A 26,071-nucleotide genomic window follows, 5' to 3' on the forward strand; every position below is an offset into this window, starting at 1 on the left:
GAACGACCTCCATGAAAACCATCCTGATCACCGGCTGCTCGTCGGGCTACGGTCTTGAAACCGCCCGCCATTTCCACGCTCGCGGCTGGAAAGTCATCGCCAGCATGCGCACACCCTCCGCGGCACCTTTGCAGGCTTCCGAAAATCTCCGCCTCCTCCCCCTCGACGTCACCGACGAGGCCAGCATCGCCGCCGCGATCGATGCCGCGGGTCCGATCGACGTGCTCGTCAACAACGCCGGCATCGGCCTGTTCGGCGCGCTCGAAGCCTCGCTGATGGCGAAGATCCGCGACGTCTATGCGACCAACACCCTCGGCACGATCGCGATGACGCGGGCGGTGATCCCCGGGATGCGCGCGCGCGGGTCGGGCACGATCGTCAACGTCACCTCTTCGGCGACGCTCGCGCCCTTTCCGCTGGCGGCCGCCTATACCGGCAGCAAGTCGGCGATCCAGGGCTTCACCGGCAGCCTCGTGCATGAACTCGCGCCGCTCGGCATCGCGGTGAAGCTGGTCGAACCTGGCTATGGCCCGACCACCGCCTTTGCCCAGAATACCGCCATCAGGCTCGAGGACGTGCTGCCCGAGCCCTATTGGACCTACGCCCAGCCGATTCTCGCGGGCATGGCCGAACCGGCGCTGTTCACCACCGAAGCCGATGTCGCCGAAGCGGTGTGGCAGGCGGTGCACGACGAGGGCGGACGCCTGCATTTCCCGGCGGGTGCCGATGCGCTGGCGATCATGGCAGGGGCTTAGCGCGGATATTCCGTGAGATGGGCCGTGAGCTTCGCCACCTCATCGGCGTTGAAATGCAACCCGAGCTTGCTCCGCCGCCACAATATATCGTCGGTCGTCCGCGCCCATTCGTGCGTCACCAGCCAGCCGACCTCGGCGGCACTCAGGCCATGCGTGATTTCGCCGCCGAGGTCGTCCCAGCCCTCGGCCTTGCCCAGCCACGCCCGCGCCTCGGTGCCATAGGCCTTGACGATGCGATCGACCGTCGCGGCGGGCAGGAAGGGGTGGGCGAGCTTGATATCGGCCTTGAGCGCGGCGGCGCCGTTGGTCGGAAAATCACCGCCGGGCAGCGGTTCGGTCGCCGTCCAGCGCCGGACCGACACCGCCTCCAGATGATCGGACAGTTCGTCGACCGCATGTTCGGCGACATGGCGATAACTGGTGATCTTGCCGCCATAGATAGTGAGCAGCGGCGCGCCTTCGTCCATGTCGACGTCGATGCGGTAACCACGGGTCGCGGCCTCGGGGCGCCCCGACCCGTCCTCGATCAGCGGACGCACCCCCGAATAGGTCCACACGACATCGGCGGGAGTGATCGGCTCGCGGAAATATTGGCTCGCACCCTCGCAGAGGTAAGCGATTTCTTCGTCGCTCGCCTTCACCTCGCCGAGCGGCCCGTCATGGTCGAGGTCGGTGGTGCCGATCAGCGTGAAGTCGCGCTCATAGGGAATGGCGAAAAAGATGCGTCCGTCGGGCAGCTGGAAAAAATAGGCATAGGCGTGCGCGAACAAGCGCCGCACGACGATATGCGACCCGCGCACCAGCCGCATCCTGTGGTCGGGTTCGGCATCGGCGCGCTTCAAGAGGTCGAGCACCGCCGGCCCTGCCGCATTGACGACGCTCTTGCCCGTGAAGCGATAGCTGCGGTCGTTGTCGCCACTCGCCTCGACGATCCACAGCCCGTCTTCGCAGCGCAGCATCTCGGCGCGCATATGCGTGCGGACCTTCGCGCCGCGTTTCGCGGCGTCGCGGGCGTTGAGCACCACCAGCCTGGCATCGTCGACCCAGCCGTCCGAATATTCGAACCCGTGCCTATATTGGCTTTGCAGCGGCTCGCCGGCTTCGTGGCGCAGCAGGTCGATCGAGCGCGTCGCGGGCAGTTTCTTGCGCCCGCCGATATGGTCGTAAAGGAACAGCCCGAGCCGCAGCAGCCAGCGCGGACGCAGCCCCGGCCGGTGCGGCAACACGAAACGCAGCGGCCAGATGATATGCGGCGCGATACTCCACAGCACTTCGCGTTCCTTGAGCGCCTCGCGCACCAGGCCGAATTCATAATGTTCGAGATAGCGCAGTCCGCCATGGATCAGCTTGGTCGAGGCCGAGGAGGTGCCCTGCGCGAGGTCGCCCTGCTCGATCAGCAGCACCCGCGCCCCGCGTCCGGCGGCATCGCGCGCCACCCCCGCGCCATTGACCCCGCCGCCGATCACGATGACATCATAGGGCTGGGCGCTGTCGGGCATGACGTTTCCCTATGCCAGCGCCGCCTGATTTGCCAAGGGGCGACGTCGCCAGCACCTTCGTATCCGGCCTACGTATGCGCGTTGCATTCACGCGGTCCCTCCGCCATTTCTGCCGACGGATATTCAAGGGGACGATTGTGAGCGTCAAAGTCGAGACATTGATCCTGTTCGGGGCAACGGGCGACCTTGCTCAGCGCATGCTCTTTCCCTCGCTCTATAATCTCCACCTCGACGGGCTGCTCGCCGATGGGCTGACGATCATCGCGTCGGGTCGCTCGCAAATGGACCGTGCGACGTGCCATCAAATGGTCCGCACAGCGCTCGGCGAGCACTTGCCCGAAGACCGGCTCGACAATGCGGCGATTGCAGCCTTTCTCGACCGGATCGATTATTGCCCGGTCGATGCGGGGGCGGGCACCGGCTATGACGCGCTCGCGGCGCTGCTCGGCGACCGGCTCGGCCGCCCCATCGGGGCCTATCTGTCGACCCCGCCGTCGATGTTCGGCCCGATCGCGCAGGGACTGAAAGCCGCCGGCATCGCCTGCACCGAATGCCGCATCGCGATGGAAAAACCGATCGGCCACGATCTCGCCTCGTCGCATGCGGTAAATGCCGAGGTCGGAGACGCCTTTGCCGAAGACCATGTGTTCCGCATCGACCATTATCTCGGCAAGGAAACCGTCCAGAACCTCCTCGCTTTGCGCTTTGCCAACATGTTGTTCGAACCGCTGTGGAACGCGCAGGCGATCGACCATGTTCAGATCACGGTGGCCGAAACAGTCGGTCTCGAAGGCCGCGTGTCTTATTACGACGGCGTCGGCGCGCTCAAGGACATGGTCCAGAACCATATGCTGCAACTGCTCGCGATCATCGCGATGGAGCCGCCGGCCAGCGTCACCTCGACCGCCGTGCGCGATGAAAAGGTCAAATTGCTCCGCAGTTTGCGCAAGATGAAGCCCGAGGATGCGAAGACGCACAGCGTCAAGGGCCAGTACGTCAGCGGCGCTGTCGGAGGCGCGGCGGTGACCGGATATGCCGACGAGCTGGGCCAGCCGTCGAACACCGAGACTTTCGTCGCGATCAAGGCGTTCATCGACAATTGGCGCTGGAAGGGGGTGCCCTTTTACCTCCGCACCGGCAAGCGAATGCCCGAGCGCAAGTCGGAGGTGCTGATCCAGTTCAAACCCGTGCCGCATAATATCTTCGCACGCGTCGGCGCGCCGAAGCTCGACGCCAACAGCATGATCATCAATCTCCAGCCCGAAGAGAATATCCGGGTCAAGGTGATGGCCAAGCAGCCGGGGCTGGATCGCGACGGCGTGAAGTTGAAAGAGGTGACGATGGACGTCTCGCTGTCGCACAGCTTTGCCGGCGAGCGGCGGCGCATTGCCTATGAGCGGCTGCTGCTCGACTTCATCGAGGGCGACCAGACCCTGTTCGTGCGCCGCGACGAGGTCGAGGCGCAATGGCAGTGGATCGATTCGATCCGCGACGCCTGGGCGGCGGTCGACCTGGCGCCGCAAAATTACACTGCGGGCAGCTGGGGACCGAGCGCGGCGATCGCGTTGATCGAACGCGATGGGGCGAGCTGGCATGATTGATCGGGCTCCTTCCCTTCTCCCCTTGAGGGAGAAGGATACGGAGCCTTGCGCCGCAGGCGCTAGGCGCAGTTGGACGAGGGGTTGCGAGCCCTTGGCTCGCGCGGTCGCTGGGCGACCGCAACCCCTCACCCAGCTTCGACTAAGCGGCTGCGCCGCCAAGTCTTCGCAACCCTCTCCCTCAAGGGGAGAGGGGATCAGGAAATACCCATGACCAGTCTCCACCCCACCATCGCCGCGGTCACCGACCGCATCATCGAACGCAGCGCCACGCGCCGCGCGGCCTATCTCGACCTGATGGACCGCCAGCGCGAGGCGGGAACGAACCGCGGCAACCTGTCGTGCGGCAACCTCGCGCACGGCTTTGCGGCCTCGGGCGAGGACAAGCCCGCGATCCGGTCGGGCGCCGAAATGAACATCGGCATCGTCACCAGCTACAACGACATGCTGTCGGCGCATCAGCCCTATGGCCGGTATCCCGAGCAGATCAAATTGTTCGCACGCGAAGTGGGCGCGACGGCGCAGGTCGCGGGCGGCGTTCCCGCGATGTGCGACGGCGTGACGCAGGGGCAGGCGGGCATGGACCTGTCCTTGTTCAGCCGCGACAATATCGCGCAGGGCACCGTGATCGCGCTCAGCCATGCGATGTTCGAGAGCGCGCTGCTACTCGGCATCTGCGACAAGATCGTTCCGGGGCTGCTCATCGGCGCGCTGCGTTTCGGGCACCTGCCGCAGATTTTGATCCCCGCCGGGCCGATGCCCTCGGGCCTCGCGAACAAGGAAAAGCAGCGCGTCCGCCAGCTTTATGCTGAAGGGAAAGCCACTCGCGACGAACTGCTCGAAGCCGAGGCGGCGAGCTATCATGGCGCGGGTACCTGCACTTTCTACGGCACCGCGAACAGCAATCAGATGATGATGGAGCTGATGGGGCTGCATATTCCCGGCAGCGCCTTCACCAATCCCGGTACCAAGCTGCGGCAGGAACTGACGCGCGCCGCGACGCATCGCATCGCGGAGATCGGCTGGGACGGTGAGGATTATCGCCCGCTGTCGCGCTGCGTCGATGAGAAAGCGATCGTCAACGCGGCGATCGGCCTGCTCGCGACCGGCGGATCGACCAACCATGCGATCCATCTGCCCGCGATCGCGCGCGCGGCGGGGATTATCATCGACTGGCAGGATTTTGACGAATTCAGCCACGCGGTGCCGCTGCTGGCGCGCGTCTATCCGAACGGCGCGGGCGATGTGAACAATTTCCATGCGGCGGGCGGCATCGGCTTTGTGGTGCGCGAACTGCTCGATGCGGGGCTGCTGCATGACGACGTGTTGACCGTCGGTGGGACGATGGCCGATTATTCGGCCGAGCCCATGCTGGTCGAGGACGAACTTCACTGGCAGGCGGCGCCCGCGAAAAGCCGCGACGACGCCATCCTCCGCCCCGTCGCGACGCCTTTTTCGCCCGATGGCGGGATGCGCCTGCTCGCGGGCAATCTCGGCCGCGCGATCATCAAGACCAGCGCGGTCGCCGAGGATCGCTGGACGATCGAGGCGCCGTGCCGGATCTTCGATACCCAGGACGCGGTGCTCGCGGCGTTCAAGGCGGGCGAACTCGAACGCGATGTGATCGTCGTCGTGCGCTTTCAAGGACCGCGCGCCAACGGCATGCCCGAACTGCACAAGCTGACCCCGGCATTGGGCGTGTTGCAAGATCGCGGTTTCCGCGTTGCTCTCCTCACTGACGGCCGCATGTCCGGCGCCAGCGGCAAGGTGCCGGCGGTGATCCATTTGTCGCCCGAGGCCCTGCCGGGGACCGACGGTGTCAGCGGCCCGCTCGCCTATTTGCAGGACGGCGACATCGTCCGTGTCTGCGCGGTGACCGGCGAAGTCGTGGCGCTCGTGGACGAAACCCTATGGGCCGCCCGCACGCCCGCCGTCGCCCCGCCGCCCGCGCTGGGCGTCGGCCGCGAATTGTTCGCGCTGTTCCGCATCCATGCCGATGAAGCCGAAAAGGGCGGGTCGGCGGTCTTGGCGGCGATGGAGACCGTGACCTAATCCGTCGCCCCCGCGAAGGCGGGGGCCGCCATCGGCCTCGCGCCACCTTGCCAACGGCCCCCGCCTTCGCGGGGGCGACGAAGGAAAAAGACATGACCGACAAGTCCATCGACCAGATCATGCGCCTCGCCCCCGTCATTCCGGTGATCGTCATCGACCGGGTCGAAGACGCGGTGCCGATGGCGGAAGCGCTCGTCGCGGGCGGCCTGCCGGTGCTCGAAGTCACGCTGCGCACCCCCGCCGCGCTCGATGCGCTGACCGCGATGAAGGCGGTGAAGGGCGCGATCGTCGGCGCGGGCACCGTGCTCGACCCCGCGATGCTCGCCAGTGCGATCCATGCCGGCGCCGAATTCATTGTGTCGCCAGGGCTCACCGACAATCTCGGCAAGGCGGCGGTGGCGAGCGGCATTCCTTTCCTGCCCGGCACCGCGAACGCCGGCGATATCATGCGCGGGATGGACCTCGGCCTCGACCGCTTCAAATTCTTTCCCGCTGCGACCAGCGGGGGCATCCCGGCCTTGAAAGCGCTCGCGGGCCCCTTCGGCCAGGCGCGTTTCTGCCCGACCGGCGGCATCACCCCCGCGACGGCGCTCGACTGGCTCGCCCTCGACGCCGTGCTGTGCGTCGGCGGCAGCTGGGTGGTTCCGTCGGGGCCGCTCGACCCGGCGCGGATCGAGGGGCTGGCACGGGAGGCGTCGGCGCTTTCGCGCCATTGATTAACCCCATTTTACCTGTCATCGTGCAGGGATAAGCGGCAATATAGCCGTTCGTGGGGAGACAGGCGTGCCGAGACCGCAGCCGCATCTGGAAGAAGTTCTCGCGTCCGAGCCCGGGCCGCATATCGCTGCGCTGTTCGATTTCGACGGCACGATCATCTCGGGCTACTCGGCGACCGCGATGCTGCGCGAGAAATTCCAGCGCCGCGAAATGTCGGTCGAGGAAATCGCCGAAACCGCACAGATTATCGCGCAGCACAGCCTCGGCACGATCGGCTTTTCGGGGCTGATGTCGGGCGCTGCAAAGTTCATGAAGGGTGTCGAAGAAGAAAGCTTCATCGAGTTCGGCGAGGAACTCTACAAGAAGCATATCGCGCGCAAAATCTATCCCGAAGCGCGCGCGATCATCGAGGCGCATCAGGCCAAGGGCCACCGCGTCGCGATCATTTCGTCAGCGACGATCTACCAGATCGAACCGACCGCGCGCGACCTTGGCATCGAACATATCAAATGCTCGGCCTATGAGATCGAGGATGGGGTGTTCACCGGCGACATCATCCGGCCTTTGTGCTTCGGCGAGGGCAAGGTGCTCGCCGCCGAGGAACTGGCCGCAGAGTTCGGCCTCGATCTCGATCAGAGCTTTTTCTATTCGGACAGCGACGACGATATCGAACTGCTCGAACGCGTCGGCAAACCGCGCCCGCTCAACCCGAACCTCAAGCTGAAAGCCATCGCCGAGGAAAACGGCTGGCCGGTGCAGCGCTTCGGCAGCCGCGGTACCCCGTCGTGGGTCGACTATACCCGCACCATTTATGCCACCGGGTCACTCGTCGGCGCCTTTGCCGCGGGCCTGCCGATCTGGGCGCTGACCCGCTCGCAGCGCGAGGCGGCGAATTTCTCGATCGGGCTGTTCGGCGACTTCGCGACCGCGATCACCGGCGTCGAGCTCGAGGTCGAGGACGAGAAAAATCTCTGGTCGTCGCGCCCTTGCGTCTTCATTTTCAACCACCAGAGCAAGGCGGACGTGATGATCCTCGCCAAGCTTATCCGCCGCGACATGGGCGGGGTGGGCAAGAAAGAGATCAAGGACATCCCCATCCTCGGCAAGCTGATGGAATGGGGCGGCACCGTCTTCGTCGATCGCGCCGACGGCAAGAGCGCGATCAAGGCGATGGAGCCCTTGGTCGACGCGATCAAGGTCGAAGGCAAGTCGATCTGCATCTCGCCCGAGGGTACGCGCAGCCTGACGCCGAAGCTCGAGCCGTTCAAGAAGGGCGCTTTTCATTTGGCGATGCAGGCGGGGGTGCCGATCGTCCCGATCGTCATTCATAACGCCACCGACGTCGCGCCGAAGAATGAGTTCGTGATGCGCCCCGCGACGGTACGGGTCACCGTGCTGCCGCCGGTCGACACGTCGGAATGGACGCCGCGGACGATCAATGGTCATGTTCGCGATGTGCGGAACATGTTCCTGCGCACGCTCGGCCAGCCCGAAGAGACGGTGGCGGAATCGGTGGCGACCGAACCTGCACCCGAGGCGCACGCGAAAAAGGCGCCGAAGAAGCCCGCGGCGAAACCCGCAGCCAAGAAAAAGCCGCACGCGAAAAAGCCGGCGGCCCGCAAGGGAAAGACCGGCTAAGCGGTGGCCGACGGCACGCCCCGCATTCCGATCGTGGCGGAAGAGGCGGCCGACCGGCTCTATATCATCGACGCGCGCAATGGCGTCGAGCGCCGGTTGCTGCTCGACTGGATTCACGCGACCGCGGGGGACAGCGAGCCCGCCTGGACCAGCCTCGACATCGAGGATGACGATCATGCACTGCCGCTCGACATGCTGCGGGCGCGGCTCGACGGATCGCCGTCGCGCCAGGTCGTGCCGCTGCGCGTCGCCTGGCGCATCCCTGGGTTCGAGCGCGACCGTGCGCTCAAATTCCGCCACCTGATTTTCGGCGATCCGCGCCATCCCGGGCCGCTCCGCTCGCGCCTGATCCTGCTCCGCGACCGGCGGCGCGCGCAGATTCTGGTCGGCGAGGCGGCGTCGCTCGACACGCTGCGGACCCGCTATTGCGCGCAGACCGGCGGCGGCGATGGCGAGGGGACCGACAGCCCCGAATTCGCGGGCTTTGTCGCGCGGCAGGCCGCGCTCGCGCTCGACGTCGCCGAACGCGGGGTACGCGGCACGCGCTACAAGGTGCCGCGCTTCGTCGCCGACTCCTTACGCACCAATCCCAAGTTCCGCGCCGCGCTCGCCGAGCTGGCCGTGACGCTTGGGCGCCCCGTCGGCGACCTCTACCGCGAGGCGCGACCGCTGATGAAAGAGGTCATCGCGCGGCCTTCGGCGCTGTTCCTCGACCTGCGCGCGCGCGTCGACCGCATGATGTTCGGCGGCTACGCGCCCGAGATGGAGGTCGACGCCGCCGAAATCGCCAAGCTGCGCTCGATCCTGCGCGAACATCCCACCGCGATCCTGTTCACCCACAAGACCTATATCGACGGCGCGACCCCCAGCCGGCTCGCCTATGAGAATGACCTGCCGATGCTGCACCTGTTCGGGGGTGCGAACCTCGACATCGCGGTGATGGGCGAGTTCTACCGCCGCTCGGGCATGATCTTCGTGCGCCGCAGCTTCCAGGACCAGCCGGTCTACAAGCTGGTGCTGCGCCATTACATTGCCTGGCTGCTCGCCAAGCGCTTCCCGCTCAGCTGGGCGTTCGAGGGAACGCGGTCGCGCCTCGGCAAGCTGATGCCGCCGAAGTACGGCCTGATGAAATATGTCCTCGACGCCGCGCATGCGACGGGGACCAAGGGGGTGCATTTCGTGCCCTTCGTCACCAGCTTCGACCTGATCCTCGACGTCGAGGAATATGCCGCCGAGCAGACGGGGCGGGTGAAAAAGGCCGAAAGCCTCGGCTGGTTCGTCGGCTATATGCGCAACCTCAAGAAACCGTCGGGGCGTATCCGGCTCGACATCGGCAAGCCGGTGGTGATCGAGGATGCGCCGGGACCCGAAGACAAGCGCGCGCTCGAAAAGATCGCTTTCTCGGTCGCGGTCGAGGCCAATCGCGTCACCCCGCTGACCGTGTCGTCGGTGATGTGCCTGATCCTGCTCGGTACCGCACCGCGCGGCGTCACCGCCGCGGAACTGCTCGCAACGATCGGAGCGCTCAAGGAATGGGCGCGCGCGCGCGGCATCCGGCTGAGCAAGGAACTCGAAAGCGCCGACGACCGGGCGCTGTCGAGCACCGTCGACACGCTGGTCGAGAGCGGGCTGCTGACGCGATACGAAGCGGGCAGCGAAAATGTCTATTCGATCGACCCCGCCAAGCATCCGATGGCGAGCTATTACCGCAATATCATCGTCCATCATTTCCTCGACCGTGCGATGATCGAGATCGCGCTGTTTCAGCTCCGCGATGCCGACAGCGGCGATGCGACCGCCGCTTTCTGGGCGCATGTCGATCGCCTGCGCGACCTGTTCAAATTCGAATTCTTCTATCCGCCGCGCGACGAACATCATGCCGCGATCGCGGCCGAACTGGCACGCATCGACCCGACCTGGGCGAAGCGGCTCGCGAGCGGCGACCGCGGCGTGGCGCAGCTCATCCGCCGCTGCCAGCCGCTCGTCGGCCATGCGGTGCTGCTTTCCTTTGCCGAGGCCTATTCGGTGGTTGCCGACATCTTGTCGCGCGCGCGGCCGGGCGAGGCGGTCGATGACAAGGCCATCGAGGCGGCCGCGCTGGTCGAGGGCAAGCAGGCCTGGCTGCTCCGCCGAATCAGCAGCGAGGCGGCGATCGGCAAATTGCTCTTTGCCAACGGCTTGTCGCTGATGCGCCATATGGGGCTCGCCGAACCCGCGACCCCCAACATCCTCGCCGCGCGTCGCGCGCTGCTGATGGAACTGCGCGGGCTCGCCAACGTCATGGAATCGATGCGCCTCGCAACTCTGGCGCTCGCCGACCGATTGCCGACCACAGGAGGACAGGATGCTTAAACAGCTCAGCGCGCAGGACGCCCAGTTCCTCTACACCCAGACCGCGAACAATCTGACCCACATCATGGGCGTCTATATCTACGATCCCTCGACCGCGCCGGGCGGCTTCGTGCGCTTCAAGGACATCATCCGCCACGTCGAAAGCCGCGTCCACACCTCGCCCCTGTTCAAGCGGCGGCTGCACCGGCTGCCCTTCGACATGGACCATCCCTATTGGGTCGAGGACGAGCATTTCGACATCGAGGCGCATATGAGTCATGCGCGCCTGCCCGAGCCCGGCGACTGGCGGCAGTTCTGCATCGCGGTCGCGCGCTATTTCTCGAAGCCGATGGATATGAACCGCCCGCTGTGGGACATTTATATCATCGAGGGGCTCGACCGGATTCCGGGGATTCCGAAGGGCAGCTTCGCGATGCTCCACCGCGTCCACCATGCCGCGGTCGACGGCGCCTCGGGCGCGCACGCCTTCATCGCGATGAGCGACATCGACGCACAGGGTACGCCAGCGATTCCCGAGCCGCCGCCGTCGGAGGATCTTGGCCGGGCACCGTCGAGCGCCGAGACGCTGACCCGCGCCTGGTCGGCATCGATGCAGTCGCCGGTGAAGTTCGTGAACGCGCTGCTCAAGGTTTCGCCCGCGATCGTCGCCTCGGCGCGCAAGTCGATGGCCGAGGGCGGGATGACCGCCGGGGTCCCCGAAACGCGCTTCAATGCGCCCGTCGGCCCGCACAAGATGTTCGACGCGACCACCGTCGCGCTCGCCGATGTCGCGGCGATCCGCAAGAAGGTGCCGGGCGCGACGGTCAATGACGTCGTGCTCACCACCGTCGGCGGCGCGCTGCGCAAATATCTCGCGAAGCACAAGGAACTGCCGAAGGAGAGCCTCGTCGCGGTCGCGCCGATCAATCTGCGCGGTAAGGAAAAGGGAGCAGGGAAAGCATCGACCCCCGGCAACCAGGTGTCGGCGATGAGCGTGCCGATCCGCACCGATATCGCCGATCCGCTGGAGCGGCTCGCGGCGGTGCGCGACTATACGGTCGAGGCCAAGGAAGCGAAGGCCGGGGTCAGCGCGCGGATCATGACAGACCTGTCGCAGCATATTCCGGGCGCGACGATGGCGGCGGTCGCGCGCATCCTGACCAGCGAACGCTTCGCCGTGCGCGGCACCAACCTCTTCATCTCGAACGTGCCTGGCGCGCAGGTGCCGCTCTATCTCGCGGGTGCGCAACTGGTGCAGCAGCATGGCATGGCGCCGCTCGCGAACAATATGGGGCTGTTCATCGCGACGCCGAGCTATAACGGCCGCATTGCCTTTTCGATCATCGGCGAGCGCGCGATCATGCCCGACATCGCCTTTTTCCGTGCGTGCATCGACGAAAGTTTCGCCGACCTGATGGCGGCGGAACCCAAGCCCGAAAAGCCCGCACCAACACCCAAAGCCGCTACGGCAAAGCCGAAAGTGGCGGCCAAACCCAAGGCTGCAGTGAAGCCCGCGGCCAAAAGCGGGACGAAACCCACCGCCAAGCCCGCACGGAAACCGGTTGCCAAAGGCAACGCAACCCGCAAGACTCCGAAAAAATAAACCAAGCGGGGAGAGTGCAGGGAATGCGCCATCGAGGTTTGAAGCGATTTTGTTCAGGTCTAGGAAGCAAGGCGAAGGCATATGTCAATATTCCGAGGCTTGCTGACGACGACATGGACAAAATCGGTCAAATCCCGAAGGGACGTCAAAATGGCTTCGATCTCGGACGGAAATGCCCTTGGAAACAGAACCACTGTTCCCGGCGGACATTTCCGTCCGATATCTTCGCCATTTTGACGCCTCGAAGGCGCATTCCCTGCACTCTCCCCGCCTCTCGCAGGATCACTGAATGCTTTTCACCCCGACGCTCAGCGCCGACCGCGATCTCGTGACCGCGTCCGATTATATCGCCTGGACCAAGGCGGCGCGCGAGCATGACAAGAAATCGGGGATGCAGGTCTGGCGCGATGCCGACGAAAGCAAGCATTTCGATTATAAGGCGATCCGCGCGCGGCTCGAACGGCTGCGCAGCCTGTCGGCGGCGGGTGACGTCAAGGGGCTGCTCTTCGTTCTCAACGAGGGCATCCACGGCAATATCGACGGCATGGGGCACGAGCGCCTCTATTCGAAGGCGCGGTTTGGTACGAAGCGGCTGATCGAGGAGTATGTCGCAGAGGTTGTAGCGGCGCTCGACAGGATCGCGGCGTCGCGCAGCATCGGACGCGAGGAAAAACGCGACTTTTTCCGCCGCGCCCAGCATTGCTACGGCCGCTCGGCACTGTTGCTCTCGGGCTCGGGAAGCTTTCTTTTTTTCCATATCGGCGTCGTGAAAGCGCTTTGGGAAGAGGGCGTGCTGCCCGCGATCATGTCGGGGGCCAGCGGTGGGTCGATCGTCGCGGCGGTCGTCTGCACCCGCAAGGATGCTGACATCGGCGCCTTCCTCGAAAGCGACCGCCTCGCCAACCCGGCGCGCGGGCCCGACACGCGGCGTCTCGCGCCCGACGAGGTCCGCGCCCGGCTTGCCGACCTGATCCCCGACCTGACCTTTCAGGAGGCCTATGAGGTCAGCGGCCGCCACCTCAACGTCTCGGTCGCGCCCGCCGAGAAGCATCAGAACGGGCGGCTGCTCAATGCGATCACCGCACCGAACGTCCTGATCCGCGAAGCCGTACTCGCGTCCTGCGCGGTGCCCGGCGTCTTCCCGCCGGTGATGCTGATGGCGCGCGACGACAAGGGCGCGCGCGTGCCGTACCAGCCCGACCGGCGCTGGGTCGACGGGTCGGTGACGCACGACATCCCGACCAAAAGGCTCGAACGCCTGTATGGCGTCAATCATCATATCGTCAGCCAGGCGAACCCGATCGCGCTGCCCTTCGCCAGCGACACCCGCAAGCAGATGGCGCCGATCGAGGCCATCCAGCATGCGTCGATGGCGACCTTCAAGGCGTGGCTGAACGCCAATATGGTGATCTTCCAGAAACCGCTCGAGATGATCCCGCCGCTCAACAGCATCGCGAACATGGCGCGCTCGGTGATCAATCAGGAATATACCGGTGACATCAACATCATCCGCCCGCCCAAATTCTGGTCGCCGACCAAGATTTTGAGCGACCTGGCGCAGGACGATATCGACGAACTGATCGACACCGGCCAGCGCACCGCCTGGCCCAAGGTCGAAATGGTGCGCACCCAGACCGCGATCAGCCGCGCGCTCGAAGGGATTTTGGCGAAGCTCGACAAGGCGGGCGACGATGGTCCCGGCCACCGCAGCACGGCGCTGAAAAAGGCGGTGCGCTGACGATGGCCTCGGGCGCGCTCGTTCTGCCTCAAGGGTCGGCGGGCGCGGGGGCCGCGCTCTACGTCACCCACTGGCTGCCTGCCGGATTGCCCAAGGCGGTCGTGCTGCTCGCGCATGGCTACGCCGAACATGCCGGGCGCTATGAGCATGTCGCGAAGCGACTCACCGATGCGGGATATGCCGTCTACGCGGTCGACCATTGGGGCCATGGCCGGTCCGACGGGACGCCGGGCTTCGTGCCGCGCTTTACCGCGTTCACCGATGGCATGGCCGAACTGCTGACCCTCGTCGAGGTCAACCATGGCGATACGCCGCGGCTGCTGCTCGGGCACAGCATGGGCGGGCTGATCTCGACGCTGTTCCTGATCGAGCGGCAGTCGGCGTTCGTCGCCGCCGCTTTGTCGGGACCCGCGATCGTCCCCGGCGCGCCGCCGTCGCGCTTCACCGTCTGGATCAGCCGGTTCCTGTCGCGTTTCTTCCCGCGGCTCGGGGTGCTGGCTTTGGATGCCAATGGCGTCAGCCGCGATCCCGCTGTGGTCGCTGCCTATCTCGCCGACCCGCTGGTCTACACCGGCAAGATCGGCGCGCGGCTCGGCAAGGAGTTCATGGACGCGATGGCTGCGGCGCAGGCCGGCGCGCCGAAAATCACGCTGCCGATCCTGCTCCAGCATGGTGAGAAGGACAGCCTGGCGTCGGTCGCGGGGTCGCAATATCTGTTCGACCATGTCGGATCGGCGGACAAGATTCTCAAAATCTATCCCGGCCTGTTCCACGAAGTCTACAACGAGCCTGAACAGGGTGCGGTGCTGGACGATCTGGTGGGCTGGTTCGACGCGCATGTTCCGCCGCGTTGAGCTCACCCCAAATCGCGTTTGTGTCGAGCGTCGTCGAGACACGCGAAGGCACGCGCTCCCTATAAGTGTCTCGACTACGCTCGACACGAACGGATTGAGAGGACAGTCTTAAAGTCATGCGTATCCTCCTCATCCTGATCTTCGCGCCGCTGATCGCGCTGGCGTTGCTCTATTTCCTATTCCCCGGTCGCCTTGTCGCCTTCGCCCGCTGGGCGCTGCGCAAGCGCGGCGGCACGGTGCAGAAGAGCGTCGCGGTCGACGGCCGCGACTGGCCCTACCTCGAGGGCGGCGACCCCGCCAAACCCTTGCTGCTGCTCGTCCACGGCTTTGCTGGCGACAAGGACAACTGGTCGATGATCGCGCCTTACCTGACGCGCGACTACCATATCGTCGCGCCCGACCTGCCGGGCTTCGGGCAGAACGAGCGCAACCCGCAGCTCGCCTATGACATCGCGGCGCAGACCGCGCGGCTCAAGCAATTCGCCGATGCGCTCGGCCTCGACCGCCCGCATGTCGCAGGCAACAGCATGGGCGGCTGGATCGCGCTACGCTATGCGATCGATTATCCGGACGCGCTCGCGACGCTGACCCTGCTCGACAACGCCGGGGTCAACGGCGCGAACGAAAGCGACCTGCAGAAACAGGCGGCGAACGAGGATTACAACCCGCTCATCATCGCCAATCTGGAAGATGCCGACCGGCTGGTCGCGATGGTGGTCCATAAACCGCCCTATCTACCGCCGCGGCTCAAGCCTGTCTTTTATGCGGACGCGCTCAAATATCGCGACCAGCTCGACGCCATCTTCTGGGTCATCGCGACCGAGGGCCGCGACCATCCGCTCAACGACCGGCTCGGCGAGGTCAAGGTGCCGACGCAGATCATCTGGGGCCGCCATGACCGGCTGCTCGACGTCAGCTGCGTGCCGGTGCTCGAAGCCGGGATCGCGGGGAGCGAGAGCCATATCTTCGAGCATGTCGGCCATGTCCCGATGATCGAGGACCCCAAGGCAACTGCCGCGGTGATGAAGGGCTTTCTTGCCAAGCACTGATTGAGCCGCCACTCTCCCGAAAAACAGGGAGAGGTTCATGCGGTTGAAGGTGGGGCTGCTCGGCGGGGGGAGCTGGGGCACGACGGTGGCGTCGGTGGTGTCGCGCAATGCGCCGATCACTTTATGGGCGCGCGATGCCGAGACGGTCGAGAGCATCAACAGCGCGCGCGAGAACCGCAAATATCTCCCCGGCATCACCCTGCCGTCGGCGCTCCGCGCGACGAACGACATGGCCGAGGTCGTCGCGGGTGCCGACGTCCTCATCATGGGCGTCCCCTCGCACAGCTTCCGCGGCGTGCTCGAAGAAGCCAGAGCGCATCTCCGCCCCTGGGTTCCGGTGATCAGCCTGACCAAGGGCCTCGAACTGTCGTCGGGCAAGCGCATGACCCAGCTGATCGAGGAAATCCTCCCCGGCCATCCCGTCGGCGTCCTCACCGGCCCGAACCTCGCGCGCGAGATCATGAGCGGGCAGGCGGCGGCGAGCGTGCTGTCGATGGAGGACGAGATCGTCGTCCGCGCGCTGCAGCCGGTGTTCCACTCGGGCCTGTTCCGCGTCTACACCAACACCGACCTGCTCGGCTGCGAACTCGGCGGGGTGCTCAAGAATATCATCGCGATCGCGGTCGGCATGGGCGACGGGCTGGGGGCAGGCGACAACACCCGCTCGGCGTTGATGACGCGCGGGCTCGCCGAGATCACGCGGCTGGGCGTCGCGATGGGCGGGCGCGCCGAGACCTTCGCCGGGCTCACCGGCATGGGCGACCTGATCGCGACCTGCACCAGTCCCTTGAGCCGCAACCGCCATGTCGGGGTCGAGTTGGGCAAGGGGCGCAAGATCGACGAGATCATCGCGGGCATGAACATGGTCGCCGAAGGGGTGAAGAGCGCGCCGACGGTGATCGCGCTCGCCGAAAAACACGGGCTCGCGATGCCGATCGCGCAGGATGTCTATGACGTGACGCAGGGCAAACGCGACGCGCAGGAGGTGTTTCGCGGGCTGCTGCGATCGTCGGTGGGGGACGAAGCGCATCCCGGTTGAGGCGATTCCACCGCGAGCCGTTCCGAATCCCCGTCAAGCTGCGAAGAAAATCGCGGTCTGGCTCGTTCCTGTTCCGACCCCCGGCAACGGGGCGTGTCAATCAGGAGATGGACGATGAAAAAGTGGACCACCCTAGCTATTCTTGTGGCTCTCCCGGCCACCACCCTCGCCGCCGTGCCCTATGGATCAAAGCCGCCGGGGTTCGAGACGCCGCACATCCGCACCGCGCCGATCGCGGGCGTCGTCAACCAATATTGGTATAATTACAAGGCCGACATCCTCGAGGCCGAAAAGGAGCTGGTCAGCGACCTGCGCCATTCGACCGACCGCGAGGACCGCTGGGACGCGTGGGACGAATGGGAAACTGAAGTCGTCGATGCCGACAAGGATTATGTCAAGGAAATGCGCAAGAAGGGCTATCGCAGCGGCCGCGTGACGGTCGGCGGATAAGCTTTCGCAAGACTTCCCCAAGGGCTCGCTCTTGGGTCGCAAGGGAAGGGCGGGTGTCACATGGGGCGCCCGCCCTTTCTCTTGGGCATCACGGGCGAGCGTGAACGTTTAAAATCCGCCCTGTGGCCGCAGGCCATGGGGAGGGGGACCGCTCGCGAAGCGAGTGGTGGAGGGGCCGACAGGTTGCACGACGCCTGACGGCGTCGGCCCCTCCGTCAGCGGCTTCGCCGCTGCCACCTCCCCATCGCTTCGCGACAGGGAGGATATTGGATCGGCATCCCACTCCGCCGCCTTCAATAGCTCCGCGGCAGCCCCAACACATGTTCCGCCACGTACGACAGGATCATGTTCGTGCTGATCGGCGCAACCTGATAGAGCCGCGTTTCGCGGAACTTGCGTTCGATGTCATATTCGGCGGCAAAGCCGAAGCCGCCGTGCGTCTGGATGCAGGCCTCGCCCGCCGCCCAGCTTGCCTCGGCGGCCAGCATCTTGGCCATATTCGCCTCGGCCCCGGCATTGTCGCCCGCTTCATATTTGGCGATGCCGTCGTGGACGAGCAGTTCGGCGGCGCGCATCTGCGCATAGGCGCGCGCAATCGGGAATTGCACACCCTGGTTCTGGCCGATCGGGCGGCCGAAGAGCACGCGCTCCTTCGCGTATGAACTCGCCTTGTCGATGAACCACTTGGCATCGCCGATGCATTCGGCGGCGATCAGCAGCCGTTCGGCGTTCATGCCCGACAGGATGTAGCGGAACCCCTTGCCCTCTTCGCCGATCAGGTTCGCGGCGGGGATGCGCATATTGTCGAAGAAGATTTCGGTCGTCGCATGGTTCATCATCGTGTCGATCGGACGGATCGACAGCGTGCCCGCGGCGAGCGCTTCCTTCATGTCGACGAGGAAGACCGACAGGCCCTCGGTGCGGCTTGCCGCCTCTTCGCGCGGGGTGGTGCGCGCGAGCAGGATCATCAGGTCGCTATGCTCGGCGCGGCTGGTCCACAGCTTCTGGCCGTTGACGATATAGTCGTCGCCGTCCTTCTTCGCGACGGTCTTGAGGCTCAGCGTGTCGGTGCCGCTCGTCGGTTCGGTGACCCCGAACGCCTGCAGCCGCAATTCGCCCGTCGCGACGCGCGGAAGGTAACGCGCCTTCTGCTCCTCCGACCCGTGGCGCAGCACGGTGCCCATCACATACATTTGCGCGTGCACCGCACCGCCGTTGCATCCCTGGCGCTGGATCTCCTCAAGGATCGCGGCGGCTGCCGAAAGCGGTAGCCCCGCGCCGCCATATTCCTCGGGGATCAGCGCTGCGAGATAACCCGCCTCGCCGAGCGCCGCGACGAATTCGCTCGGATAGGCGCGGACCTTGTCTTTCGCCTGCCAATAGGGGCCGGGAAACTGAGCGCAGAGCTTGGCGACCTCTTCGCGGATGTCCGAATAATCCTGCATCATGCTGCCTCGAAAATCGCGGCGATGCCTTGGCCGCCGCCGATGCACATCGTCTCCAGACCGTAGCGTCCGCCGCGCCGATGCAGTTCGCGGGTCAGGTTGGCGAGAATGCGCCCGCCGGTCGCGCCGATCGGATGGCCGAGCGAGATCCCCGATCCGTTGACGTTGAGCATCGCCATACGGCTGTCGTCCTCCGACCAGCCCCAACCCTTGAGGCAGGCGAGCACCTGCGGCGCAAAGGCCTCGTTGAGCTCGACCAGGTCGATGTCGTTCCAGCCAAGGCCGTTGCGTGCGAAAAGCCGTTCGACCGCGGGAACCGGGCCGATGCCCATGCGGCTGGGATCGCAGCCCGCCGCCGCCGAGCTGTGATAGAAGGCGATGGGTTCGAGGCCGAGTTCCTCGAGCTTGTCCTCGGCGACGACGAGGCAGGCCGCCGCCGCATCATTCTGCTGGCTCGCATTGCCCGCGGTGACGACACCGCCTTCGAGCGGGCGGAGCTTGCCGAGGCTTTCGAGTGTCGCATCGGCGCGGTAGCCTTCGTCATGGTCGAAGATGACCGGATCGCCCTTTTTCTGCGGCACCGAGACGGGCACGAGTTCGTCGTCGAACAGGCCCTTTTTCCATGCCGCCGCCGCGTTCTGGTGGCTGCGCACCGCATAGGCGTCGCATGCTTCGCGGCTGATGCCATAATCCTTGGCGAGGTTCTCGGCGGTCTCGATCATGCCGCTGATGACGCCGAAGCGCTCGACCGGCTGCGACATCACGCGCCCGCGCGTCAGCCGGTCGTGGAGCGTCAGATTGCCCGCGCGCACGCCCTTGCGGATGTCGGTGCTGTAATGTTCGACGTTCGACATCGATTCGACCCCGCCCGCGATGACGACGTCGGACATGCCGGTCTGGACCATCATCGCGGCGTTGACGATCGCTTGCAGTCCCGATCCGCAACGGCGGTCGAGCTGATAGCCCGGCACCTCGATCGGCAGGCCCGCGGCGAGCCACGACCAGTGACCGATGCACGGCGCCTCGCCATTACCATAGCCTTGCGAAAAGACGACGTCGTCGACGCGTGCCGGATCGATCTTGGTGCGTTCGACCAGCGCCTTCAGGATGACGGCGCCGAGGTCGCCCGCGGTCAGGCTCGACAGCGCGCCGCCGAATTTGCCGACGGGGGTACGGATGGGGGCGACGATGGCGGCGCGGCGAAGGGTCATGTCAGTCTCCGAATTGGACGGCGGTCAAAGTCTGTCGGGCGGTAATTTCATCGTCACCCCGGACTTGATCCGGGGGCCCGCTGCCCGATGGACAATCATCCTCACCAAAAAGCGGGACCCCGGGTCAAGCCCGGGGTGACGAAAGAGTGGGGATGCATGCTAAATCACACCTACGATACCGGCGTCGATCAGCCGCGCGATCTCGCCCGACGGCAGCGACAGGCGCTCTGCGAGGATTTCTTCGCTATGCTGGCCGTTGCGCGGGGCCGCAGCGGGCGGTACGCGTTCGGCCTGCGGAATAGTCGCAAAGGCGCCCGCGGCGGGATAGGCAAAGCCGCTGGGGTTGGCCGCCGCACCGAAGATTGGGTTGTCCGCGACGAGCGCGGGATCGTTCGCGGCGTCGAGCATCGTGCGATAGGGCGAATGGACGATCCCGCCCGCGTCGAAGGCGGCGGCGAGGTCGACATGATCGCGCGCGGCGATGGCGGCCTCGAACAACGGATAGAGCGCGTCGCGATGGTCGAAACGCAGCCCGTCGTCCTTGGCGAAGGACACGCCGCGCGCCGTTTCGATCGCGGCGACCGCGTCGCCGAGATCCAATGCGGCGATCAAATTCGCCCATTGCCGCGGGGTGACGACGACGATCATCGTCCGCTCCCCGTCGCGCGTCACGAAGTCGCGGCCGAACAGGCCATAGACGGCGTTGCCGAGCCGCGGGCGGTTCGCCCCGCCGTACATCACCTCGGCGATGCCGCCGAGATTGGCGACGGTGCCGATCGCGATGTCGGAGAGCGGCAGCCGCACCTCGCCGCCTTCGCCGGTCGCGGCGCGCCGCTGGATCGCCGCCATCAGTGCGAAGGCGGCATAGGCGCCGGTGAGCAGATCCCAGGCGGGCAGCACATGATTGACCGGTTCGGGACCATTACCGGTGAGCATCGGATAACCGACCGAATTGTTGACCGTATAGTCGAGCGCGGGCGAACCGTCGGCCCAGCCCATCACGCGGACGGTGACCAGGTCGGGGCGGCCTTCCGCCAGTAGCTCGTGCGACAGGAAGCCGCCGACGGGGAAGTTGGTGACGAACTGGCCCGTCGCGCGGACCAGCGCCTGCAACAGTTCGCGCCCCTCGGGCCGGCCGAGGTCGAGCGCGACCGACTTTTTCGCGCGGTTGAGATTCTCCCAATAAAGGGAGTCGTTGTTCTCGGTGACCGGCCAGCGGCGGAAATCGGGGCCGCCGCCGATCTGGTCGACGCGGATCACTTCCGCCCCCATCTGTGCGAGATAAAGGCCCGCCGTCGGCGAGGCGACGAAAGACGACGCCTCTATGACCGAGAGATTGGGAAGGAGGTTATACATGCATCACCGCTCCCCGACGAAAGCCGGGGCCCAGAGCGTCATGGAGCCACGGCTGCCCGGTGCCGCATGGGTCCCGGCTTTCGCCGGGGAGCGGCATTAGCTCAGGCATCGGCTCGCCCGATGATCGCGATCGACGACACATTCTGGTTCGGCATGCCGCCCAGATTATGGCTGAGCGCAAACACCGGACTATCCTGCCGCTGCCGCTCGCCCGCGCGCCCCAAAATCTGCAGGTAATTTTCGTAAATCATCCGCAGCCCCGAGGCGCCGATCGGGTGGCCGAAACATTTGAGCCCGCCGTCGATCTGGCACGGGATCGCGCCGTCGCTATCGTAGAAGCCGTCGAGCACGTCGCGCCAGCCCTGGCCTTCCTTCGAGATGTGCAGATCCTCCATCGTCACCAGTTCGGTGACCGAGAAACAGTCATGAACCTCGATCAGGCTGAGCTGCGACCGCGGATCGGTGATCCCCGCCTCGTCATAGGCCTTGGTCGCGGCGACGCGCGTGGTGTGGAAATAGCTGCCGTTCCAGCCCTGCGCCTGCATCTCCCACCCGTTCGAGGTCGCGAGCTGCAGCGCCTTCACCGTCACGATGTCGGTCTTGCCGAGTGCGCGGGCGATTTCGGGGGTGGTGACGATCGCGCAGGCGGCGCCGTCGCTGACCCCGCAGCAGTCGAACAGGCCGAGCGGTTCGGCGATCATCGGCGCGTTCAGCACCTGCTCCATCGTCACCGCTTTCTGCAGATGCGCCTTGGGGTTCTTTGCGCCATTGGCATGGCTCTTGACCGAGACATGCGCCATCGCGCGCTTGAGGTCGTCCTTGCCGACGCCATGGACACCGCGATAGGCGCTGGCGAGCTGGGCGAAATTGCCCGGCGCCGAGCCGGTGATGCCGACCATGTCGTGCGTCGTGCCGCGGGTGCGGACGGGCAGCCCGCCATAGCCGGTGTCCTTGAGCTTTTCGGCGCCCATCGCGAGCGCGATATCGCACGCGCCCGAGGCGACGGCATAGACCGCGCCGCGAAAGCTTTCGGTGCCGCTGGCGCAATAATTTTCGACCTTGGTAACGCCGATGTCGGGCAGGCGCAGCGCGACCGCGAGCGGGATGCCGCTCGGCCCGATATTCTGCGCGTCGAACGCGGCGCCGAGCCAGGCGGCGTCGATCTGGCTCGCCTCGATCCCGGCGTCGGCCATCGCCTCTTCATAGGCTTCGAGCATGAGCTGGTCTTCGTCCTTGTCCCAGCGTTCGCCGAACTTGGCGCAGCCCATGCCCAAAATGGCGACCTTGTCGCGGATACCCTTGGCCATAAATAAACCTCCAACTAACCCCCTCTCCCCTTGAGGGAGAGGGTTGCGAAGACTTGCGAGCTTGCTCGCTAGTCGTAGCTGGGTGAGGGGTTGCGGTCCAAAGGACCGCGCGAGCTTCGCTCACAACCCCTCATCCAAGTCCGCCTCATCGCTTCGCGATAAGGCTCCCTATCCTTCTCCCTCAAGGGGAGAAGGATCAAAACGCCGGCGCGGCCTTCCAGAAATAGCGGCGGAACCCGCGGTTCTCGTCAAACGCCTTGATGCGGAACATCATCCGCAAATCGGCGCCGACGTCGAGTGCGCCGCCCGCAAAATCGGTGAACTCGGTCATCATGCGCCCGCCGCCGACAAAGTCGATATTGCCATAATAGCTCGGCGGGTCGGGCGAGTAGGTGAGCGCGTCGGCGGTCCAGGTCATCACCTTGGCGGGCACTTCGGCCAGCGGATAATCCTCCTGCGTGCCGACCGCATGGTCGTTGGCGTTGACGCTGACCTCGCTCTTCGGGAATTGCACCGTCCCGGTCTTGGTACAGCGCCCGCCGACAAGCCCAAGCACCGCCTTGCGGTTGCGCCACAAGGCGGTCAGCGCGGTCTTGCTGTCATGCTCGGCGCGCGCACCGCGGTCGAGCTGAAGCAGTCCGCGATGGAACAGATATTTGGCGTAGTTCGTCGACTCGTTGCGCCGCGCGAGCCAGCCCGAGACACCGAGCCGCGGTTTGATCGAACCGATCTTGTCGGTGACCTCGAACAGCAGCAGGTCGCAGCCCTGCCCGAAACTCGCGAGCAGGATGCGCTCGCCGGCCTTGGCGGTTTCGAGCGCCGCGCTTAGCATCACCAGCGCATGCGCGGCGCCGGCATGGCCGAGCGTCGCGGTGAGGGCGTCGGCGACCGTGCTATCTGCAACCCCGGCCTTTTTCGCGAGCATTTCGGGCACGCCCTTGACCGCGACGGGCACCAGGAAATGGTCGATCGCGTCGCCCTTCACGCCCGCCTTGGTCAGCAAAGCGGCGATCGCCGGGGTCATGATCCTGGCGAATCCCTCGTCGCGGACCCAGCGCGCTTCCCAGTCATAGTCGTGCGCTTCGCCCGCCTCGCGGAAATGATCGACGAAATCGACCGTGACGCTGTGGCTGGCGACCAGCTTGGCGAGCGGTTCCCCGGTGCCGACGAGCACCGCCGCCGCCGCGTCGCCGCTGGTCATCTCGCGCTCCGATGCGGGTTTGGGGGTGGTGATTTCGGCGGCGGTCACCAGCGTCGTTTCGCTGCCGCCGAGCGCGGCGAGCAGCGCGGATGTCGCCGCGCGCTGCGATCCCGCGACGTCCAGCGCGCCGACCGCATCGGGCAGGTTCAGCGCTTCCTTGACGATCCCCGCATTCTGGCGGTCGGCGAAGGGCAGGGTGGTCGAGGCGATGACAACGCGCTCGACCTTGGTCCGATCGATGCCGTCCAGCGCATCGCGTGCGGCTTCGAGCGCCATGGTGACGCTGTCCTCGTCCCAGTTGGCGACGGCCTTTTCACCCTTGGCGAGCCCGCGCAGGCCGCCGGCGAACCAGCCGTTCGTCGCGTGGATCGCGCTGCGCTGCAGCCGGGTGATCGGCACATAGGCGCCGAACGACAGGATTCCGAACTCGCTCATGCCGTCTCCGCATAGCCGTTGGTGAAGATGATCTTGTCGCGCTCGACGACGCGGGCGCGGAAGGCGAGCTTGCCACCTTCCTCGTCCCAGATCGAGGTCTCGATCGTTTCGCCGGGGTAGACCGGCGACGAAAAGCGGCCGTCGAGGCGCTTGAGGCGCGCGGGTTCGTTGCCGCAGCGCGCCGCGAGCAGCGCGCGGCCAATTACGCCATAGGTGGCAAGGCCATGCAGGATCGGTCCGTCGAACCCCGCACCCGTCGCGACGTCGCTATCGATGTGCAGCGGATTGAGGTCGCCCGACAGCCGATAGATTTGCGCTTGGTTCGCCGCGGTTGTCAGCGTCAAGACGCTGTCGGGGGCGCGGTCGGGCACCTGGTGCGGCACCGGCGCACCCTCGCTCGATCCGCCAAAGCCGCCGTCGCCGCGCAGGAAGGTCACCGCGCGCGACGTCGCCAGATGCGTGCCCGCGCCGTCGTGGATCTCGCGCGCCACCAGCGCCAGCGCGCCCTTGTCGGCGCCCTTGTCGAACAAGGCCTCGATCCGCGTCGAGCCGACAATCTCGCCCTCGACCGGAAGCGGCGCGTGCAGGATCGTCGACTGTTCGCCGTGCAGCACCTTTTGCCAGTTCGCCCCGAGCGCCGGATCGCGCCAGATGAAGCCGGGATAACCCAGCGTCACCGCCATCGTCGGCAGCGCCTTCAGCCGTTCCTCGAACAGGAAGTCGAGTTCACTCGCCCCGACGCCGAGCGCGTAGAGGATCGTATCGCGCTTGGTCAGCGTCTGCCGCGTGACGATCGGCGGCATCGACAGCAGCTTGTCGGGGTCGATCGTCATCAGATCGGGTCGTAGCCGAAGACGTCTCCCGAACGCTCGGCCGGGTCGGCGAAGCTGCCGCGGAACGCCGGCAGCATTTCGTCGGCGATCGCCTGCGGCGTCCAGCCCTCATTCTTCTGCATCGAGCGGATCGGGCGCGGCTTGGAGAAGAGGAAAATCTCGTTCTTGCGCACGCCGAAGACCTGGTTCGACACCTCCTGTGACGCGTCGCTGGCGAGGAAGGCGACGAGCGGGGCGATCTTGTCGGCGGTCATCGTCTTCATGCGCTCGATACGCAGCGCTTCGGCTTCATTGGTCGCGGGGATCGTCGCGATCAGCCGGCTCCACGCAAAGGGCGCGATGCAGTTCGAGCGCACCCCGGCGCGCGCCATGTCGAGCGCGATCGATTGCGACAGCCCGACGATGCCCAGCTTCGCCGCCGAATAATTGGCCTGGCCGAAATTGCCGATCAGCCCGCTGGTCGAGGTGAAGTGGATAAAACTGCCCGACTGCTGGTCGCGAAAATAGGGCGTCGCGGCCTTCGACACGTTGAAACAGCCGTTGAGGTGAACGTCGATGACGGCATTCCAATCCTCGTGGCTCATCTTGTGCCAGATGCGGTCGCGCAGGATGCCGGCGTTGTTGACCACCGCGTCGATGCGACCGAACGCCTGCACCGCATCCTCGATGATGCTCGCCGCGCCCTTGGGGTCCGAGACGCTGGCGCCGTTGGCCAGCGCCTTGCCGCCGGCGGCCTTGATGTCGTTGACGGTTTCCTGCGCGGGGCTCAGGTCGGCGCCTTCGCCCTCGGCGCTGCCGCCGAGGTCGTTGACGACGACCGATGCGCCTTCCTTCGCGCAGAGCAGCGCGATTTCGCGCCCGACGCCGCGTCCCGCGCCCGTCACCGCGACCACCTTGCCGTCCAGCATACCCATGCGACTCTCCCTTGATTGGCTGAGGATCGGCTAGTTGAGCTTTCCG

At 65.7% G+C, this 26,071-nt stretch carries 20 protein-coding genes; 12 read left to right on the forward strand and 8 right to left on the reverse strand.

The window, feature by feature from the left end:
• Window positions 1–11 precede the first annotated feature (11 nt).
• The gene (locus EEB18_RS14760; RefSeq protein WP_187140619.1) at window positions 12–755 is read left to right on the forward strand and encodes an SDR family oxidoreductase; all 744 of its coding nucleotides are present in this window, start codon (window positions 12–14) and stop codon (window positions 753–755) included.
• Here EEB18_RS14760 and glpD read toward each other — a convergent pair.
• The gene (gene glpD / locus EEB18_RS14765; RefSeq protein ID WP_187140620.1) at window positions 752–2,254 is read right to left on the reverse strand and encodes a glycerol-3-phosphate dehydrogenase; all 1,503 of its coding nucleotides are present in this window, start codon (window positions 2,252–2,254) and stop codon (window positions 752–754) included. The genes EEB18_RS14760 and glpD overlap by 4 nt on opposite strands.
• A 197-nt stretch (window positions 2,255–2,451) precedes the next feature.
• Here glpD and zwf point away from each other — a divergent pair, with 197 nt between their 5' ends.
• From zwf to EEB18_RS14820, 11 genes are all read left to right on the forward strand, one after another.
• Window positions 2,452–3,855, forward strand: coding sequence for a glucose-6-phosphate dehydrogenase (gene zwf, locus EEB18_RS14770; protein ID WP_262408244.1), 1,404 nt, complete (start codon window positions 2,452–2,454; stop codon window positions 3,853–3,855).
• A gap of 207 nt (window positions 3,856–4,062) precedes the next feature.
• Window positions 4,063–5,904 carry a phosphogluconate dehydratase gene (edd, locus tag EEB18_RS14775; protein ID WP_187140622.1) on the forward strand — a complete coding sequence of 614 codons (1,842 nt, stop codon included), beginning with the start codon at window positions 4,063–4,065 and terminating at the stop codon, window positions 5,902–5,904.
• A gap of 92 nt (window positions 5,905–5,996) precedes the next feature.
• Window positions 5,997–6,620 carry a bifunctional 4-hydroxy-2-oxoglutarate aldolase/2-dehydro-3-deoxy-phosphogluconate aldolase gene (locus tag EEB18_RS14780; RefSeq protein ID WP_187140623.1) on the forward strand — a complete coding sequence of 208 codons (624 nt, stop codon included), beginning with the start codon at window positions 5,997–5,999 and terminating at the stop codon, window positions 6,618–6,620.
• Between the two features lie 67 nt (window positions 6,621–6,687).
• Complete coding sequence (locus tag EEB18_RS14785) at window positions 6,688–8,259, forward strand: HAD-IB family hydrolase (RefSeq protein WP_187140624.1); 1,572 nt, start codon at window positions 6,688–6,690, stop codon at window positions 8,257–8,259.
• Window positions 8,260–8,262: 3 nt separating this feature from the next.
• Window positions 8,263–10,611: a glycerol-3-phosphate 1-O-acyltransferase gene (locus EEB18_RS14790; RefSeq protein ID WP_187140625.1), complete on the forward strand. Its 2,349-nt coding sequence runs from the start codon at window positions 8,263–8,265 to the stop codon at window positions 10,609–10,611.
• Window positions 10,604–12,193, forward strand: coding sequence for a wax ester/triacylglycerol synthase family O-acyltransferase (locus tag EEB18_RS14795; RefSeq protein ID WP_187140626.1), 1,590 nt, complete (start codon window positions 10,604–10,606; stop codon window positions 12,191–12,193). The genes EEB18_RS14790 and EEB18_RS14795 overlap by 8 nt, the downstream gene beginning before the upstream one ends.
• 289 nt (window positions 12,194–12,482) lie before the next feature.
• Window positions 12,483–13,931, forward strand: coding sequence for a DUF3336 domain-containing protein (locus tag EEB18_RS14800; protein WP_056346077.1), 1,449 nt, complete (start codon window positions 12,483–12,485; stop codon window positions 13,929–13,931).
• Window positions 13,932–13,933: 2 nt separating this feature from the next.
• Window positions 13,934–14,785: an alpha/beta hydrolase gene (locus tag EEB18_RS14805; RefSeq protein ID WP_187140627.1), complete on the forward strand. Its 852-nt coding sequence runs from the start codon at window positions 13,934–13,936 to the stop codon at window positions 14,783–14,785.
• 116 nt (window positions 14,786–14,901) lie between these two features.
• Window positions 14,902–15,834: an alpha/beta fold hydrolase gene (locus tag EEB18_RS14810; RefSeq protein WP_187140628.1), complete on the forward strand. Its 933-nt coding sequence runs from the start codon at window positions 14,902–14,904 to the stop codon at window positions 15,832–15,834.
• 37 nt (window positions 15,835–15,871) lie between these two features.
• Window positions 15,872–16,873 (forward strand): NAD(P)H-dependent glycerol-3-phosphate dehydrogenase, encoded by a 1,002-nt coding sequence (locus EEB18_RS14815; protein WP_187140629.1) that lies wholly within the window; start codon window positions 15,872–15,874, stop codon window positions 16,871–16,873.
• A gap of 114 nt (window positions 16,874–16,987) precedes the next feature.
• Window positions 16,988–17,323: a hypothetical protein gene (locus EEB18_RS14820; RefSeq protein ID WP_056346084.1), complete on the forward strand. Its 336-nt coding sequence runs from the start codon at window positions 16,988–16,990 to the stop codon at window positions 17,321–17,323.
• 293 nt (window positions 17,324–17,616) lie between these two features.
• Here the strand turns inward: EEB18_RS14820 and EEB18_RS14825 are convergent, their stop codons facing one another.
• From EEB18_RS14825 to EEB18_RS14855, 7 genes are all read right to left on the reverse strand, one after another.
• Window positions 17,617–18,768, reverse strand: a complete 1,152-nt coding sequence (locus tag EEB18_RS14825) for an acyl-CoA dehydrogenase family protein (protein WP_222943189.1) — start codon at window positions 18,766–18,768, stop codon at window positions 17,617–17,619.
• On the reverse strand, window positions 18,768–19,979 hold the full coding sequence (locus EEB18_RS14830; protein ID WP_187140631.1) for an acetyl-CoA C-acetyltransferase: 1,212 nt from the start codon (window positions 19,977–19,979) through the stop codon (window positions 18,768–18,770). The genes EEB18_RS14825 and EEB18_RS14830 overlap by 1 nt, the downstream gene beginning before the upstream one ends.
• Before the next feature lie 159 nt (window positions 19,980–20,138).
• Window positions 20,139–21,335: a CoA transferase gene (locus EEB18_RS14835; RefSeq protein WP_187140632.1), complete on the reverse strand. Its 1,197-nt coding sequence runs from the start codon at window positions 21,333–21,335 to the stop codon at window positions 20,139–20,141.
• 101 nt (window positions 21,336–21,436) lie between these two features.
• A complete protein-coding gene (locus EEB18_RS14840) occupies window positions 21,437–22,642 on the reverse strand; it encodes an acetyl-CoA acetyltransferase (protein ID WP_187140633.1) in 1,206 nt (401 codons plus the stop codon).
• A gap of 196 nt (window positions 22,643–22,838) precedes the next feature.
• The gene (locus EEB18_RS14845) at window positions 22,839–24,278 is read right to left on the reverse strand and encodes a 3-oxoacyl-[acyl-carrier-protein] synthase III C-terminal domain-containing protein (RefSeq protein WP_187140634.1); all 1,440 of its coding nucleotides are present in this window, start codon (window positions 24,276–24,278) and stop codon (window positions 22,839–22,841) included.
• Window positions 24,275–25,111, reverse strand: coding sequence for a MaoC/PaaZ C-terminal domain-containing protein (locus EEB18_RS14850; RefSeq protein ID WP_187140635.1), 837 nt, complete (start codon window positions 25,109–25,111; stop codon window positions 24,275–24,277). The genes EEB18_RS14845 and EEB18_RS14850 overlap by 4 nt, the downstream gene beginning before the upstream one ends.
• Window positions 25,111–26,025 carry an SDR family NAD(P)-dependent oxidoreductase gene (locus tag EEB18_RS14855; protein WP_410468107.1) on the reverse strand — a complete coding sequence of 305 codons (915 nt, stop codon included), beginning with the start codon at window positions 26,023–26,025 and terminating at the stop codon, window positions 25,111–25,113. Before EEB18_RS14855 ends, EEB18_RS14850 begins: the two co-directional genes overlap by 1 nt.
• Window positions 26,026–26,071: the final 46 nt, after the last annotated feature.

The sequence above is a fragment of the Sphingopyxis sp. OPL5 genome, from assembly GCF_003797775.2.
In the GTDB taxonomy this organism is placed as follows: Bacteria; Pseudomonadota; Alphaproteobacteria; order Sphingomonadales; family Sphingomonadaceae; genus Sphingopyxis.